This is a genomic window from Streptomyces nidicola (genome assembly GCF_050106155.1).
Lineage (GTDB): Bacteria > Actinomycetota > Actinomycetes > Streptomycetales > Streptomycetaceae > Streptomyces.
This window is the reverse complement of the sequence record NZ_JBNBPI010000001.1, coordinates 461259-476468: the sequence shown is the minus strand read 5'-3', so window position 1 is coordinate 476468 and position 15210 is coordinate 461259. Positions and strand designations below refer to the sequence as shown.

12 protein-coding genes and 1 pseudogene are annotated in these 15210 nt (G+C 65.2%); 7 read left to right on the top strand and 6 right to left on the bottom strand.

Annotation, left to right across the window (positions count from 1 at the left end; translation table 11 throughout):
• Positions 1-52: 52 nt before the first annotated feature.
• Complete coding sequence (locus tag ACOKM3_RS02225) at positions 53-616, top strand: peptidase inhibitor family I36 protein (RefSeq protein ID WP_426896303.1); 564 nt, start codon at positions 53-55, stop codon at positions 614-616.
• 94 nt (positions 617-710) lie between these two features.
• Positions 711-1202, top strand: a complete 492-nt coding sequence (locus tag ACOKM3_RS02220; protein WP_426896301.1) for a GNAT family N-acetyltransferase — start codon at positions 711-713, stop codon at positions 1200-1202.
• A gap of 414 nt (positions 1203-1616) precedes the next feature.
• On the opposite strand, the gene ACOKM3_RS02215 is transcribed toward ACOKM3_RS02220, so the two are convergent.
• From ACOKM3_RS02215 to ACOKM3_RS02205, 3 genes and pseudogenes are all read right to left on the bottom strand, one after another.
• Positions 1617-2051 (bottom strand): hypothetical protein, encoded by a 435-nt coding sequence (locus tag ACOKM3_RS02215; RefSeq protein ID WP_426896299.1) that lies wholly within the window; start codon positions 2049-2051, stop codon positions 1617-1619.
• 585 nt (positions 2052-2636) lie between these two features.
• Positions 2637-3836, bottom strand: coding sequence for a hypothetical protein (locus ACOKM3_RS02210; protein ID WP_426896297.1), 1200 nt, complete (start codon positions 3834-3836; stop codon positions 2637-2639).
• A gap of 185 nt (positions 3837-4021) precedes the next feature.
• A pseudogene (locus tag ACOKM3_RS02205) lies at positions 4022-4186 on the bottom strand (pirin family protein); the annotation flags it as partial.
• A gap of 94 nt (positions 4187-4280) precedes the next feature.
• Here ACOKM3_RS02205 and ACOKM3_RS02200 point away from each other — a divergent pair.
• On the top strand, positions 4281-5438 hold the full coding sequence (locus ACOKM3_RS02200) for a tyrosine-type recombinase/integrase (protein WP_426896295.1): 1158 nt from the start codon (positions 4281-4283) through the stop codon (positions 5436-5438).
• 141 nt (positions 5439-5579) lie between these two features.
• Here the strand turns inward: ACOKM3_RS02200 and ACOKM3_RS02195 are convergent, their stop codons facing one another.
• Entirely contained in the window at positions 5580-5705 is a 126-nt protein-coding gene (locus tag ACOKM3_RS02195; RefSeq protein WP_426907035.1) for a hypothetical protein, read from the bottom strand.
• A gap of 183 nt (positions 5706-5888) precedes the next feature.
• Between ACOKM3_RS02195 and ACOKM3_RS02190 the strand changes: the two genes are divergently transcribed.
• Positions 5889-7046: a tyrosine-type recombinase/integrase gene (locus tag ACOKM3_RS02190; protein ID WP_426896293.1), complete on the top strand. Its 1158-nt coding sequence runs from the start codon at positions 5889-5891 to the stop codon at positions 7044-7046.
• A 234-nt stretch (positions 7047-7280) separates the two neighbouring features.
• Here ACOKM3_RS02190 and ACOKM3_RS02185 read toward each other — a convergent pair whose 3' ends face one another.
• Positions 7281-8471, bottom strand: a complete 1191-nt coding sequence (locus ACOKM3_RS02185) for a hypothetical protein (RefSeq protein WP_426896291.1) — start codon at positions 8469-8471, stop codon at positions 7281-7283.
• A gap of 220 nt (positions 8472-8691) precedes the next feature.
• Here ACOKM3_RS02185 and ACOKM3_RS02180 point away from each other — a divergent pair, with 220 nt between their 5' ends.
• Both ACOKM3_RS02180 and ACOKM3_RS02175 read left to right on the top strand, forming a co-directional pair.
• Positions 8692-9873 (top strand): hypothetical protein, encoded by a 1182-nt coding sequence (locus tag ACOKM3_RS02180; protein WP_426896289.1) that lies wholly within the window; start codon positions 8692-8694, stop codon positions 9871-9873.
• Between the two features lie 719 nt (positions 9874-10592).
• A complete protein-coding gene (locus tag ACOKM3_RS02175; RefSeq protein WP_426896288.1) occupies positions 10593-11579 on the top strand; it encodes a hypothetical protein in 987 nt (328 codons plus the stop codon).
• Positions 11580-13154: 1575 nt separating this feature from the next.
• Here ACOKM3_RS02175 and ACOKM3_RS02170 read toward each other — a convergent pair.
• Positions 13155-13340 (bottom strand): helix-turn-helix domain-containing protein, encoded by a 186-nt coding sequence (locus ACOKM3_RS02170; protein ID WP_426896286.1) that lies wholly within the window; start codon positions 13338-13340, stop codon positions 13155-13157.
• Positions 13341-14388: 1048 nt separating this feature from the next.
• Here ACOKM3_RS02170 and ACOKM3_RS02165 point away from each other — a divergent pair.
• Positions 14389-15197 (top strand): IS5 family transposase gene (locus tag ACOKM3_RS02165; protein WP_426906672.1). Its coding sequence is split into 2 segments (ribosomal slippage): positions 14389-14736 and positions 14739-15197, totalling 807 coding nucleotides; the frame shifts between segments, so codons are not numbered across the junction.
• Positions 15198-15210: the final 13 nt, after the last annotated feature.

Genomic DNA, 15210 nt, shown 5'->3' with positions numbered 1-15210 from the left:
CGTGCCGCCCCCGGCGAAGCAGCGGCACACCACGGGGAAACGAGGAGAACCAATGCGACCCATTCGAACCGTTCTCAGCCTGACCGGCGCCGCCTTGCTCACCGCGGGCCTTGCCGCCGGGACCGTCACCGCGCAGCCCGCACCCGCCGCCGACTCGGTGCGCACCGCGCAAGTACGTGCGGCCGGTCTCTCCGAACGGCAGGCCGCGCAACTCCAGGACCGAATCGACGCACACCAGGCGGAAATGAAGGTCCCCGCCCAGCAGGTGAGCTTCGACGAGCTCCGCGCGAACGACGGCACAACGATCACCTTCACCGCCCCCGGTTCGGCGCTGGGCAGCAGCTGCTCGAGCGGGCGGCTGTGCCTGTGGGCGGGTGACAACTACGACCACAAGAAGCTCACGTTCTACAGGTGCGCGTTCCGCGATTTGAGTGACTACGGCTTCAACGACCGGCTGACCTCGCTGAAGAACCGTCAGTCCAGCGGAACCCGATCGAAGTTCTACAACTGGCAGGGGCACTGGTCCCTCAAGTTCGGCAGCACAGCGCCGCACAGTATCCGGGACCTGCAGGGCACGCCGTACAACAACATGATCGACGGCGTACGGGTCTGCTGAGGCCGGCCCGTGACGGTTGGCCGGAGACCTGCCGAAGGGGCACCTGTCGAACGGACGGTGGACGGCCGCGGGTTGCTCGGGGACCATGGCCTGCATGCCAACGTGGACCATCAAGGTGGAGCCTGTCATCGGCGCGGGTGTCGATGAGGTGATGCGGGAGTACTTCACCGAGATGGGGCTGCGGGTGCTGGGGCGCCCGGCCACAGAGGCAGAGCTGCAAGCGGTGCTTGTCGAAGATCCTCACCATGTGCTCGGCCCGCCCGACGGCGAGTTTCTCGTCGCTCGCGGGGACAAGGGTGAGTTCCTGGGCTGCGCAGGGTTGCGGCTGCTCAGAGCTGCTTCTGGGACTGCGGAGCTCAAGCGGATGTTCGTGCGTCCCGCTGGGCGGGGAGCGGGGTTGGGCCGGGGCCTCCTCCTCGCCGTCGAGCAATCGGCGAGGAGGCTCGGCGCGGCACGGATCGTGTGCGAGACCAACACCCAACTCACCGCGGCACGCGCTTTGTACACCAGGCACGGCTACGAGGAAACCGGACCCTACGAAGGGCACGGCAAGGCGGACCACTGGTACGTCAAGGTCCTCACCTGAAGGACCGGCTGGCCCGCGGATCTTCGGAAGGCCGGTGAAGCAGCAACGCCGAGCCGAAGCGGAGCCCCGGTCCGGGGGCGGCCATCGAAGGAAGCTGCCGCTGGAGGATCGCCTGCTGCTGGTGGCCGCTCACTGGCGTACCAACCTCACGCCCACTGGCCCGGACCGCCCACTCACTTCCCGACGGAGCTCAGTTCCAGATGACCGCCACCCCTCCTCCCAGCGACCCCGACCTGCTCTCCCGCCACGAACTCACGGTCCTCGCCGACTACTCCACCCTGCCACGTCGTGCTCTGGCCCACCGACGAAGACCACCCTGCCCAGATACTGAAGCGTTACCCCGAGCCCCTTCCCGGTGGCTAGTGCCATGCCCCACAGGCCGCAGGGACGTAGCGACCGGGCTCGTCTCGTGCGTCAGGCCTCGCAGAACTTGAGGCCCTTGAGGGCCTCGTTGATCTGCTTGCCCTGAGCCTCTGACGTCTTTACGTCCTTGTACGTGAAGCGTTGGGAGGCCAGCCGGTCCGGCCCCTTCACGCCCTCACCGAAGGCGCTGCACTGATTGCGTGCGGCGTCGACCGCCTTGTCCTCGTACTTCACCACCGCCGGATTCGCGGCTGCGAGCGCACGGAGCAGCTCGGCGCGCTTGGCGCCGGTCGGCTCCGGCGGGATGACGAGAGGCGTTCCCCCGGGCTTGGCCTGTTCGATCTCGGTGACGCTCGGCTGCGGAGTGACCGGTGTGGCGCTCGACTTCGGCTCGGCCTCGTTGGTGTTGTCGGCGGTGCAGCCGGTGAGTACGAGGGCCGCGGCGGCGAGCAGACCGGCGGCGGTGGTGGTGTGGCGGTGGTTCATGGTTCCCCCCATGAGGATGTGCTGACGGAGCATCATCGCTGATGTGCGGGGGATGTGTGAATGCTTGTGGCCCACTTGTGATTGTCACTGTCTTCGGTGTGGGGCAAGTGGGGCTATTCGCCGAGTACCTCACGCCGTGCCGCGTCAGCCTTCCGGTTGAGCGCCACCGTCATACAGAACAGGGCGAGTGTGAGCCCGCTTGCACTTCGTTGCAGTTTGGTCGTGACCACGGTCTCCACCTGAGCGCCATGCACCGTGAAGCACGTGCCGCCGAACCGCTGAAGAACATCAGCAGGCCGAAGAACGCGAAGACGGCCGGGGTGATCGCGCGGCGAATGTCGCTCGCGGTGAACCGTCTGGGTGCGCGCCGTCCTCGAATTGCCAAGTGTTCCCCCGGAGTTGCCGGCTGGAGCGTAGCGGCGTGATGGCCTGAGTATCCGGCGGGGCGGGGCTGCTTGACGACGTCCAACACGACGTTGGCTGACTTGAATCCGCTGCCGCTGCCGTAGGCCAGGGGGGCATGAACCCGCTGGACCCGACCTTCGGAATCGCTCGCGCGCCCCGACGGACACCACGGGCCCTCGTTCAGCGCGGCTCCACGATCGTGGCGAGGAGCCCGAAGTACTTCGCGGTGCGGTTCTCGAAGTCCGTGCGTGCCGCGATCCCGGCCCTCGCGCCCTCGTCCGGTGCGCGCAGCAGGTCGACGGAGGTCTGAGCGAAGGCGTGGGGCAGGCGATCCCGCTCGGCCGTGTCCACCAGGGCGCGCAGGTCGGCGACGGCGGCTCGGGAGCGGGCGCGTGCCTCCGAGCCCGTTGTCAGCATGTGCCGGTATCCGGTGGCGGGCCCGGTGGCAGCGAGCAACGGTTCGAGCTTCTGGGCGAGTTCCTTGCCGGTCATCGCGGTGTGGCGCGCCTCGGGTCCGGCCTCGAGGAGTACGCGCAGGGCGACGAGCAGGGCGACGGTGCGCGGGCCGTGGTCGTCCGGGTCGAGCCGCACCGCCACTGTGGCCTCGATGTCGTCCCGGACCCGGCGGGCCGCGGCGACGGCCCGCTCCGCCGTGGGGCGGTCGACGCCCATGTGCCCGAGCCCCAGTACGCCGGCGTCGAGGGTGTCACCCACGGTCCGCACACCGGACGCGTCCAGTACGCGGGCGGCACTTGGGGCGTCGAGGCGCGTGACGGGCATTCGGGCAAGTTCGGCGTCGATGCGTTCTCGGCTCAGGGCGGCCCACGCGTCCCGTACGGCGTCCACGGCCCGTGCGTAGTCCGTTGCCGCCAAGTCGGCGGTCTCGTACAGCCGTTGGGCGCGAGCCACGAGACGGGGACGCACCCCGCTCACGCGGGAAGCCGCTCGTATGTTCCCGCCCACGAGTCCGGCCGCCAGCAGGGGAAGCCCAATCGCCACCAACGCGTCGGAGAGGGCGTAGGGGTCCTTCTCTTCTGCCGGGTCCAGGTCGGACGGCTGCAACTCGCCCTTGTCGGGGCCCTCTTCGTAGAGGAAGCCGTCTTCCACGCCGTAGCCTGTCTCTTCGTCCCACTGGGGGGCCTTGAACAGCTCGTCACGGTCGGGATCGCACCGGTACGCGGCCTCGCGCGGGGTTCCCCAGTCGGTGAACGGGTCGTCCCAGCGGACCGTGCACGTACCGTCGGGTTTCTCGTCGATGACGGTGAGCTCGATCATTCGCGTGTCCGGATAACCGGGCGACAGCGCGTGGGCGAGCGCCGCCCAGGCCACCAGCACCACACCCAGCGTCGCGACCCAACGGAAAAACGGCCGATGCCGCATACGGATCCCCCCAATGCTCTGGCGTATTCTCCGCGACATTGGCCCGGAATGGCACCGTGGTCTCGGGGAATGCCCCTCACCGGGCGTACGGCGCGTCGACAGCCTGTGTCGCATCGAGGGCGCAATCGGCTGGATCAACCCGAAGCCTGCTCTGCCCTACGAGGTTCACGTCCGAAAAATGCAGCTCAGCGCACACGCCCCCGCGGCTTGAGCGGCACCGGCGGCAGCTCGGGCGCATTCAGCCGATCCCCGTCGTACCCCTTCACCTCGCCGAACCGGGACCCCGTCATCCAGTCCTCCCGCGCCTGCGTGATCTCGTCCTGGTTGCGGCCGATGAAGTTCCACCACATATCACCCAAGTGACGTTTCTTCGCAGGTCAGGAGTTCCCCTGACCCTGGGCGGCCAGCAATGAGCCAGCAAGTGTCCCAGGAGGGCCGGAACCAGTGGCAGCAACCAAGAAGCTCATGCGTGGCATGGGCACCCTCTACAAGACCTGTGAGCACCCGCAGTCCCGCTGGTCGAAGTGCCCGCATGAGTACCACATCCGGTACAGGAACTCGGCGGGCCTGCAGCGGGAGGAGTCGGGGTTTGCCACGCAGGACGCCGCAATCGAGCATCTGACGGAGATTTACAAGGGCAAGAAGTCGCGGACACAGTCGCATGCTCGGGCCGAGCGCATCGAGAAGTACGGGGCGATGCGGTTCGAGGAGTTCGCTCTGGAATGGAAAGCGGGGCAACGCCACCTTGCGCCGGCATCCGTCCGCCACCTCGACTCGCTGCTGGAACATCATTTGTTCCCGGACCTCGGAAGCCGCAAGATGATCACCTTCGACCACAGGGTCGTCGACACATTCATCCGCACCATGGAGCGTGCGCAGGCCGGACTGGCCACGCAAGCCAACGCTGTCGACAAGCTGCGCGCGATTCTCCTGGATGCGCATCGGCTTGGGCTCTATCCAGCGAATCCGATGGAGGGCGTGAAAGTGCCGCAGTACGACCCGTCGCGTGCAGTGATCCCGTCGCTGGAGCAACTGCGGGGGCTGCGCACGGCGGGGGACGATGCCTTCATGCTGCTCATCGACATGATGAGTGGCTGTGGGCTGCGTAACGGAGAAGCGGCCGCCGTCAACCTCAACAACATCGTTGCGGACGACGTCTATCGCGTCAGCGAGCAGGTGGTCATGTCGACGAGGAAGTACGGGCCTCTCAAGCATCGGAAGGCAGAGGAGTACCGCGATGTTCCCTTGCCGGCTCGCATCAGGTCGACGGTCGAGTGGTACGCCGAGAAGTACGGTACGACTGACGGCTACTTGCTGCGCCAGCCCACGGACGTCAGTAGGCCCTATCCGCACTGGGGCCTGTGGAACCAATGGCAGCGCATCAAGGCCGCCGGAGACGTGAACATCCCGGAGGGAATGGTGGTCTACGGATTCCGCCACTTCTTCGCGTCGAACTGCCTGGGCAGTGGTATCCCGATTACCGATGTAGCGGAGTGGATGGGGCACAAAAGCATCGACGTCACGTTCAAGATCTACCGACACCTGATGCCCGGATCCATCGGGGCGGCAGCGAAGGTGCTCGACATGTCACTGGCGGCGTAGGTAGGCGGCGGCTCCGGAAGGACGGAGTTCCGGAGCCGCCGCGGAGAGCGCGCACCTGTGGCGACATCGCAGACGTTCAACCGCAGTTGGGCGTTCTGGGCAGCACCGAACTTGTGGGTTTGAGGCTCCAGTGCCGCCCCGTTACACCCGAGTCAGCAATGTGTACGCGTACCAGTCGTACCACTCGACGGCGTTGCCGACGGAGGCGGCGAGGAGCTGTCGAATCGGGTGAGTAGGCGGGGCCCCGCCCTTGATCGTCTGTGTCATGAGCCTGACGCTAACCCGGGAAAACCCCTGCTCACACGCGGTTTGACGGAGTCGAAACATTCCCGTCAACCAGGCCGCCCAGCCGCGGCCGACCGGTCGCGCCGTTTGGTGCGGCCGGAGATCGCGAACACAATCACGGGCGCTGAGTCAGCAAAAGGTCAGCAAGAGCCCGAGGTCAGTACATTGCCATCCATCCCCAAGCAACTCGCCCGCGGCATGGGCACCTTCGCCAAGCCGTGCAGCTGCAGCCAGCCCACCCGCTGCCCGCACCCGTACTTCATCCGCTACCGCGACGCGGCCGGCAAGCAGCGCGAGGAGTCAGGCTTCCGTACCCAGGACGCCGCCAAGGAGCGGCTCGTCGAGGTGTACGCGTGGAAGTCCAACACGCCGGCGTCCAAGGCCGAGCTCATCCGCCACTACGGGCAGATGCGGTTCGAGGACTTCATCGGCGACTACATGGGCCGACAGCGACGGCTGGCGTACGGCACGGCGTACGAGTACGAGCACCTCGCGCGGAACCACCTGATCCCGGAACTCGGATCACGCCGGGTGGAGACCTTCAGCCCGATGGTGGTGGAGAACTTCCTCACGACGATGGACCGCCTGGGAACGCCCGACCCCACCCAGTTCAAGGTCTACGTCCTCCTCAAGACGCTGCTGCTCGACGCCCGCCGCAAGGGCGCGATCAACGAGCATCCCCTCCAGGACGTCGACGCGCCACAGTACGAGGCCGAGCGGGCCATCGTGCCCACCAATGAACAGATCGCGGGGATCAAGACGGCTGCGAACCACGACCGCTTCTCGATGTTCGTGGACATGATGGCCGGCTGCGGCCTGCGCAACGGAGAGGCACTGGCCCTGAACGTGAACAACATCGTGGCCGACGACGTCTACCGCGTCACGGAGCAGGTCCACTACCGGACGAAGAAGCTCGAGAAACTCACGCACAGGAAGCCGGGGGAGTTCCGCGAGGTCCCGCTGCCCCGGAGCATCCGTGAAGCGATTGAGCGCTTCGTCGACAAGCACGGAACTACCCACGACGGCTACGTCCTGCAGGGAACCCGTGCGAAGCACATGAACCACAGCACGATCAATTACATCTGGTACCGGAAGCTGCCTGGCAAGGACGTGGACATGCCGGCAGGTATGTCCACCTACGGGTACCGACACTTCTTCGCGGCGAACTGCCTGGCACACAACATCCCGATCACCGATGTCGCTGAGTGGATGGGGCACAAGAGCATCGAGGTCACGTTCCGGATCTACCGGCATCTCATGCCGGCATCGATCGGGCGGGCAGCGAGGCTCCTCGACCGAGGGCTTCACGACCTCGCTGCCTGAAGACCAATTGTGGAAGCGCCTGTCAGTGGAGGTGAAGTGTCCGCGATCTTGTGGTGGGTGGTCGCGGGGGCTGATCCATTGTCCGGGAAATCCAGGTCAGACAGCAATTGCTGGACGGCTGAGTCCATCGAATGACGGGTTGTGGGGCCACGTCCGCTCACGCATCGCTCACGCACGGGCATCTGCCGGGGTCCGAGTCTCGTCCCGCTGCCGGACGGTCAACGTCCGGCAGCCTCACCGCTCACGCAGCCACCGAACCCGATCTACGATCTCCCACCAAACGTCGAGCTGATCCCCCTCTCCCTTGTACGGCCGACGCTCGCTCGGCCTCCTGGGGCGCGCTGCCTTGTAGGCGGACACAAGGCTCGTGGCAGCAGCCTCGACGGTGTTCCGGAAAGCATCGCAGTCGATCAGGGTGTCCCAACGAGGTGCTGTGCGTCCGCTGAGGTGCAGGCCGTGGAGCGGGAGGGTGCCGCACGCGGCCCAGATGATGAGATCGGGGGCATAGCGGATGAGGTGGTCATGGCCAGTGAGTGTGGTGGTGTCCAGACGAGCCAAAACCTGGCGCGCGGCAGTGTATGCGGCCGTGGCGCGTTCGACACTCCATGCATGAACGTCCGCATTCATCAGGTTCACGTAGTACGGGTCTGCCAGATCCGACCACACCGTGCCTAGACCAGAGTCCGTACTCAGGGCGTGAGCCAGGACAGGAGACCGACCAGGGGTACAGCAAGCGAGTGCACGGAAGACGTCAGCAACGTCGTACCCGCATGAGTGCGGGCCGGCCACGACGCCACGACGATAGTCAAAATGCGTGCCTGCCCCCGCGAACTGATCGCGGATACGGGTGAGATGAATGCATCGAGACAGGTTGTCCCGTGGATGTGCGGAGTTCAGGTACAGGTGATCATCGTGATGCTGTCGCCGGGCCTGCTCTCGGGCGGCTCCGGTGACGATCTCGACTCGCAGTCGGGTGCGGGACAGGTGCCCCTGTCGCAATTCACGGAAGGCGTGGTTGAGGATGACGAGCCGCTGGAACCCATCGATGCATTCCATACCGTGGAGTTCCAGGGTGACACGTCGATCGGGACGGTGAGGGTGGAACCCGAGGTAGTCGGCCCCCATCAGAATCGGCGTGCCACTTGCACCAAAGTCCTCGGGGCGGTCGCGCAACATCCAGGCAAAGCGACGGTTCTGTTGACTGTCCGGTAGATAACCTCGCCTGCTGTTCAAGTCCCGGGCCGCGTCGGGTCCCTCCGCGAGCGACACGAGCTCGTCCGCTGCAATCCAAGCAATCACTCGTTCCGTATACGGGAGCACGTCGGCCCCGCAGGCTGTCAGCCGAACAATGTCTGCGGCAGGCGCCCAGGTGGTGCGGTCGCCATACCGGGGCATGGGCGAGCCGCCGCCCGTGGTGTCGGTCATGCTCGGCACAACGGGCGCGATTGCGGTAAGTGATGGGGCGTACGAGCGAATGCGCCGGTGGGAGGTTGACGCCCGTACGCCCTGTGGAGATGTTGGGCGCGCCGGTCGGTAAGAACGAACCGGCGCCGTCCACGTCAGATCTGCACTGCGTGCGTCAACTCTGTTGCTGGGGAACTGTGTTCAGGACGCACCTGTCGGTGCGGTACGTGAGACTGTCGCGGTGCTGAGGCAAATCTTGATCCTGAGTTTCGAGTTGGCGGTCGTCGTCGCGACCGCGATGGTCCTCGTCCCTGGCCCGGTTCAGCGCTGGATCGGCCGGACTTCAGACCGCTTCGAGCGGCTGCGCGAGAACGCAGGGACGCGTCGGGCGGGACCGCTTCTGGAACAAATACTGCTGCTTCCGCCACGAATACAAGACCGGGTCGACGGACACGGTCTGGCACCTCGGTATGTCGTGCGGTGGTGGCGCGCTCTGCCCTTGGCCATGCCCATCAAGACACTCCGGTTCGCCCTGCTGCTGCTTGTCCTGGTGCGGGTCGACACCATGGCCGACTGGGAGCATCTGCGATTGAGCGCGGACCCTGGACCGGAACCAGGTTTGGTGCAGCAGCTGGTCAGCAACGTCATCGCCGTGCCTGAGTCAGCGCGCACCTGGGACTTTGACGCGATCGGGCCTGCCATGAACCTCCTCGCCTTTCTCCTCTTCTTGGTCGCCGAAGTCCGCCTGATCAAGCGCACAAATCTGACCAGTTCCGGTAGCAGGGGGACCTACGCCCCCTACGTCCTGGAGGCCATGCCGGGGTACCCGGAAAAGGCGGGTCCCCGGGCGGAGTACCGGCGTTGCTGGCCGGCTGTCGCACTGTTGACGGTCGCGGCCCAGTGCGCCGCGGTTCTCCGCCGTTGGGAGGAGACACAGCCGGACTGCCAGATCCCGCGGGTGTCCATGCAGCCGGTGGAGCAGGTCATCTGGCGGGCGCACCGCACTCGACGTGCCAGAGCCAGACGTTACAACGAGCGGCAGTTGAAGGCCCATGCCGCACTGGTAGTGGGTGCGCTGAGAAGAGCCGAAGCGCGGCAGGACTCCGACCCTGGACGAGCCCTTGAGGAACTCGCTGTGATGCTGTTGACGATCGCCGAGCGCTACGCCGAAGGGCGTATCGACGACCTGCTCGACTCGGATCAACTCGATGGTGTGGTTCCGGCTGCACCGAGGGAGCGGCTGCGGATGCTCATGGTCGGACTCGTGGTCGTGTCAGTCATGGCTGGTGCGGCCGTACTCGGATTGCCCGAGGCCGCACTCGTCCCCTTGCTCCCCGTGGTGGTCCTGTTCGTCGCGGTCGTCTTCAATCGTGGACGGATGCCGACTGCCGGCCAGCTCACCGACTTGATCATCCCTCGCTAGAGGTTGGAGCTTCCATAGCGAAGACATCTCCTCACCTCCGTCAAGGCAAAGGCGCGCTGCCCGCAGTGGGCACGAACTCCTCCGGGATCACGTCGGCATCGTCCCACCGAGCCTGGGCGTGCCTGCGCGCTCCCGGTTCTGTGGGGCCATCGCGTGTTGGCAGGTCTGCCATGGACTGGCCTACGTGAGCCGGATAGGCGGCAAGGCGCTCCCAATCAAAGCTCGGCGCGAGCGCCAGCTTCTCTGACGGGCCGAGGCGCGGCGAGGGGCTGAAATCCGCGTGCGGCGGAGAGTTCGTTCGCAAGTTCCGGGCCCGCGTCGAGAGCAACGAGCGGCCGGGCGCAGAGTTCCGAGACTTCACAGTAAAGGCCCGAGATTTCCGACTGCGGCAGCAGGTCGCAGCACGGCCTTAATCGATCTTTCGTAACGGTCTGCCGGTAAACTCGGCGGGCCGTTACGAAGATCGATATTAACTGGACCACTACGTTCCTCGGTGAAGGGCGTATTCCTTGTTGCGTTCACCTCATACCGCTGGGACAGTACAAGGCCAGTAGTCACGCACGCTTCACATTTGGGGGATCCCGAGCGTGACGGCGCAGAGTGCGCCATGCCGGAGCATCGGATGGTACATCGGGAGACAACTGAATGACGAGGAGAAATTGATGCGTTCTAGATCCGGGAGATGAGGCCGGACAGTTTCAACGGCCGCACTCCTTGCAATGAGCGCCACGGCGGCGATTACGTTGCCTGCACACGCGGGACCCGACGTGTTCTGGGATCCAGAGGACGTCGCGCACATCGTGGAAACCGCCACAGGAACATCGGACGTTGTGAGTGAATCAACGTCCGACACTGACAGCGTGAGCGTCATAACGTCCGACACTGGGACGATTGATATCCCCCGAAGCGCCTCGGACAGTGTCACTATGACCGGCCCATCAGGGGAAAAGATGGGGATCGACCTTCCGGTAGACGATCTTGACTCTTCGGGGAAGTCCGAAAGTGGGACCGTGGCCTACGCAACCGGTGATGCACCGGTCGCCACTGCTGTGCAGGCTACAACCGACGGTGACATCCGAACCCTGATGACGCTGAAGGACAAAACCGCACCGAACCAATTCAGCTTCGCCCTGGACCTCCCGGAGGGAGTCGAGCTTTCTGTTGGGGATAGCGGCGAAATCCTCATGACCAAGGACGTCACCCTGGATGACGCCGAAGTGGACTCGGTGCTGAGTGACGGGGAAACCGCAGACGCCCTCGACCCCGACGGCGACGGCCTCGTTACGCTCGTGGTCGGCGAGATCGAACCTCCGTGGGCCCAAGATGCGAACGGCGCCTCTCTACCCACCTCGTACGAGGTTAGCGGCAGCACCGTGACTCAGACCATCGAGACGTCCGACGATACGGCGTACCCGGTCGTCGCTGACCCGAAAGTCTCGTTCGGTTGGTGGATATATGTCCGCTGGAGCAAGAGTGAAGTAAAGAAAGTGTCGTCGAAGATTGCAGGTGGGGTGGCAGTAGCGTCCGCTGTCTGCAACGCCATTCCGAACAGTACCGCAAAGCACATCTGCCTGGCTCTCAGCGGCTATACGTTGGCGCACCTGGGGGCGGTTTTCGTTCACGCTGCAACGCACGACTGCAAGGTTGAGGTCAAGTGGAAGTACAGCCCGGTCTACAAGACGAAGCAGTACGACTGCGACGACTAGCGCAAGACGCCGGAAGGGAAGTCTCGCATGACGCAGGATCGACTATGCGGGACTTCCACGCAATCCATTTAACCCGAGGAATGGACCGATGAATCAAAAGATCCTTCACTTTGGGAAAGGCGTCGCACTCGCTACAGGGTATGGAGCCATAGCTTTTCTTGTTTCGGTCGCAGTCAGGTCACTCATTGCACAGGAGTGGATAATCTTCTCGGCGGCGACGATTACACCCTTCGTAGTGGTGTTTCTGGCGTCCGGGTGCGCATTAACATACAGCGCCACACGAAAAAGGGGAGCCAGGAATAGGTGAGGTAAAAGTCAGACAGGGTCACGGCGGGCTACCCGATTCGACCCACGGCCTCACCGCTGCCGGTCAACACTGGGTCATCGAAGCCTCGCCAATACGGGACTCAAATGCCGGGCCGATAAGGTGTGTCGAGGCGCCTGCCTCCCTGTCCGGGTGCCGTTTCGGGGCCGTTGTCTCAGAGCCTGTGTCTGATCTCCTGATTTGGATCTTTGGGCGGGTCCAGCCTGATGGTTGTGTCCGGGGACGTCGGGCTGCCGTTACAGCGGTGTTGCCCGGTGTGTGGCTCTCCGCTGGAGTTGGGAGCCGCACCGCGGGCGGTGTACTGCTCGGCGGCATGTCGGGCAAGGCGGTGGCGGCGGGGTTCCGCAGAGCACCGCGACGTCGTTCACGGCCACGTGCTGCCACAAGCCGCCTGACCCGACGTTTCCCCTCCAGCAGCAACTGAGCCATGTGCGGCAGCTCCGCAGACACCTCACGAACAGCACCCGACCACCCTCACAGAACCTTCCACCGGACATCGCAGACCATGAGATCGCCGAGGAGCAGCCCTGGGCACGGGCGTATCCGGACGCACGCGTGCACCTGTTGCGCCGGCACAGACCAGGCGACCGTCGTCCTCCATCGCGGCGGCCTGCCCGTCTGGTCAGGCCGAATCGCCTGCTGTTGCCCGGCGCCCGCTGCACTCTAAGCTTCGAACAGACGAGCCGGGTCCCTTTGATTGGAATCCGGCGACGGCCCCCAGCCCCCGGGCCCTGAGGAACAGCCGGACCAGCAGGGAAACCGGAGCCCGCAGCTACAGCGAACGGTCTTGCGGGCCCCGGGCCCTCGTCCATACGGCCGACTCGAGCCGGGGCGAACTCCCGCACGCCCTGGGGGCCGTGAGGACGATCCGTGCGCGAACCCCGTGCGCTTGGGGAGCCACATGGGGGTCTTGCGCCGGCGGCCGCCGCTGTTGTCGCCGACCATCGGCGGCGGCCGCCCCATACGAGCACCATAGAGAGAGTGCCCGTGCGGTTGAACCGCACGGGCACACGGCCGGCGTACTCCCGCCTACTCCCGGCCGGGCCTCAACGGCGCCGACTCCGTCGTGGCATCCCCGGCGGACAACAGCGCACGGCAGTTGAACAGGGGAGCTGCCACCGGAGAAGGGAGAGGACGGCGACGACGTCCTCGACTGGGAGGACCACGTGGATTAAAAGTACCGCTCCTGGAGTGTGTGCTCATCATTGACCTCACGCGACCGCGGCGGCTCCGGGGTGCAAGGCCCGTCGTCAGCCAAGGCGCTGTTGGCGAGTCCAAGCGTCGACGTCGGACACCTTGAACTGCAACTTCGCATTCCTTCCAGCCCCGAACTTGTAGGCGGGGAGGCCGAGGCGCAATGAGTCTCGATAGACCCAGGTGACGGACATATTGAGGTACTCGGCAGTCTGTTTGGCGTCCATGAACTGCGGGCGCATCGGACCCTCCCTATATGGCGTGGATGCCAGGGTCACTGCGAATGGCGACTTGGTGCGGCTGTGGAGGGCCTGGTATCAGCGAGTCGTACGTAGACCGCTTTGGCGCCGCCACTTGCTCGATGATCAACTTGGCCTTCAGGCAAGTTGATCAACATTCTCATTAATACCTCCGAGTGGCGTTAGCAGGTAGCGCACTGGCCTGGGTTTTGCCTGGTCAAGTTGGTTATTCGCGGTTCTGGATCTTGGCGGTCCGTGGCGGTCGATGGCGGGGTTGGGCGGGGGTGATGCAGACTCAATGCTGACTTTGTCGACGGGTCGTCAGGTGTTCCTTGTCGAGGGTGCTACTCCATCGCCAGTATCGACGGAGAGGTCGTGTTGGGCACCTGTTGAGGCCCGGACGATGTGACGTTGCGGTAGTGCGTGTGGCTGCGGGGGCGGTTGTTCGGTTGCCTGCCTCTGCTCAAGCTGCCGGCTGCCTGTGCACCTGTGGAAGCGGCGCCCGTGCTCGGTCGTCAGCCGTGACCTCACAGCGAGCGAACGGGCTGGGATGCCGCCGGGGTTGCTTGCACGGGTGTGTCCGGAATGACGGCGCTGACGGAATGCACGGGCCGGGAGAGCAGTGTGGGTGTGCTGCACTCTCGCGTGGATGTCAGCCGGTGTGTGAGGAGTCTTGGGCCCGCGGTCAGGGCCGGAAAGCCCCCTGGCTGTGGTGGGACGTCGCTGTGAGGGCCACGCTGGGCCAGGGGGTGTGAGGGAGCGGCCCCCTCCACCAAATGGCGAGGAGGCGGCAGCGGGGAGTGCAGCGAGGTACTCGGCGGGCTGGAGGGGACGCAGGCAGCAGCATCACAGGCATGGACCCGCGTACTGTCCTCCGTCAATCGCTGCGGTTTGCTGGGCGAGGGTCCTTCGGGTTGGCGGGTAGCCCCTCTACTTTCGTGAGGTGGTCAGGATCACCGGTGTGATGAAGCGGCTCATGGTCGGCCGAGCCCTGCGCAGCAGCGAGTTAGAAGCCATTTCAGTTGGCGTGATCTTGCGGCAGTCTGGGGTGATGACTGCTGCGCTTGTCGAACGGATGGCGCCGGAAGACCTGTGGGAGTTGTTCCAACGGGTGGTGCCGCCGGCACCGGTTCGCCCGCAGGGTGGTGGCCATCGTCGACGAGGTGACCGAGAGGTGCTGGCCGCAATCATTTTTGTGGCCACCTCGGGCTGCACGTGGAACCAACTGCCGCCCGGCTTCGGGCTGTCGGGGGTGACCGCCTTCCGCCGGTTCACCGAGTGGACCGAAGCCCGGGTGTGGGCCAAGCTCCACCGCCTGGTCCTGGACGAACTCGGTTCCCAGGGCGGGCTGAACTGGTCGCGGTGTGCGATCGACTCCGTCAGCGTCCGGGCCCTCAAAGGGGGCTGCTGACGGGACCGAATCCGACCGACCGTGGCAAGAACGGGTCGAAAATCCATCTGATCGTCGACCGTCGCGGGTTGCCCCTGTCGATCGGCATCTCTGCCGCGAATCTCCACGACAGTCAGGCACTCATCCCGCTGGTCCGGGGCATCCCTCCGATCCGCTCACGTCGCGGCCCGCGACGCCGGCGGCCCGGCAAGCTGCACGGTGACAAGGGCTACGACTACCGCCACCTGCGACGGTGGCTGGCATCCCGCGGCATCCAACACCGCCTCGCCCGCAGGGGCATCGAGTCATCCCGACACCTGGCCCGGAACCGCTGGGTCGTGGAGCGGACCGTGTCCTGGCTATCCGGCTGCCGACGCCTCCACCGCCGCTACGAGCGAAAGCCAGAACACTTCCTCGCCTTCACCTCCATCGCCGCGACCCTCATTTGTCACCGCAGACTGACCAACTGAAATGGCGTCTTAG

Bases quoted from the DNA above. Each gene is read 5' to 3' on its own strand.
- ACOKM3_RS02195 (WP_426907035.1), bottom strand. From the start codon at position 5,705: ATGACACAGACGATCAAGGGCGGGGCCCCGCCTACTCACCCGATTCGA.
- ACOKM3_RS02225 (WP_426896303.1), top strand. From the start codon at position 53: ATGCGACCCATTCGAACCGTTCTCAGCCTGACCGGCGCCGCCTTGCTC.
- ACOKM3_RS02170 (WP_426896286.1), bottom strand. From the start codon at position 13,340: ATGCGCCCGCAGTTCATGGACGCCAAACAGACTGCCGAGTACCTCAAT.
- ACOKM3_RS02175 (WP_426896288.1), top strand. From the start codon at position 10,593: ATGAGCGCCACGGCGGCGATTACGTTGCCTGCACACGCGGGACCCGAC.
- ACOKM3_RS02220 (WP_426896301.1), top strand. From the start codon at position 711: ATGCCAACGTGGACCATCAAGGTGGAGCCTGTCATCGGCGCGGGTGTC.
- ACOKM3_RS02210 (WP_426896297.1), bottom strand. From the start codon at position 3,836: ATGCGGCATCGGCCGTTTTTCCGTTGGGTCGCGACGCTGGGTGTGGTG.
- ACOKM3_RS02185 (WP_426896291.1), bottom strand. From the start codon at position 8,471: ATGACCGACACCACGGGCGGCGGCTCGCCCATGCCCCGGTATGGCGAC.
- ACOKM3_RS02215 (WP_426896299.1), bottom strand. From the start codon at position 2,051: ATGAACCACCGCCACACCACCACCGCCGCCGGTCTGCTCGCCGCCGCG.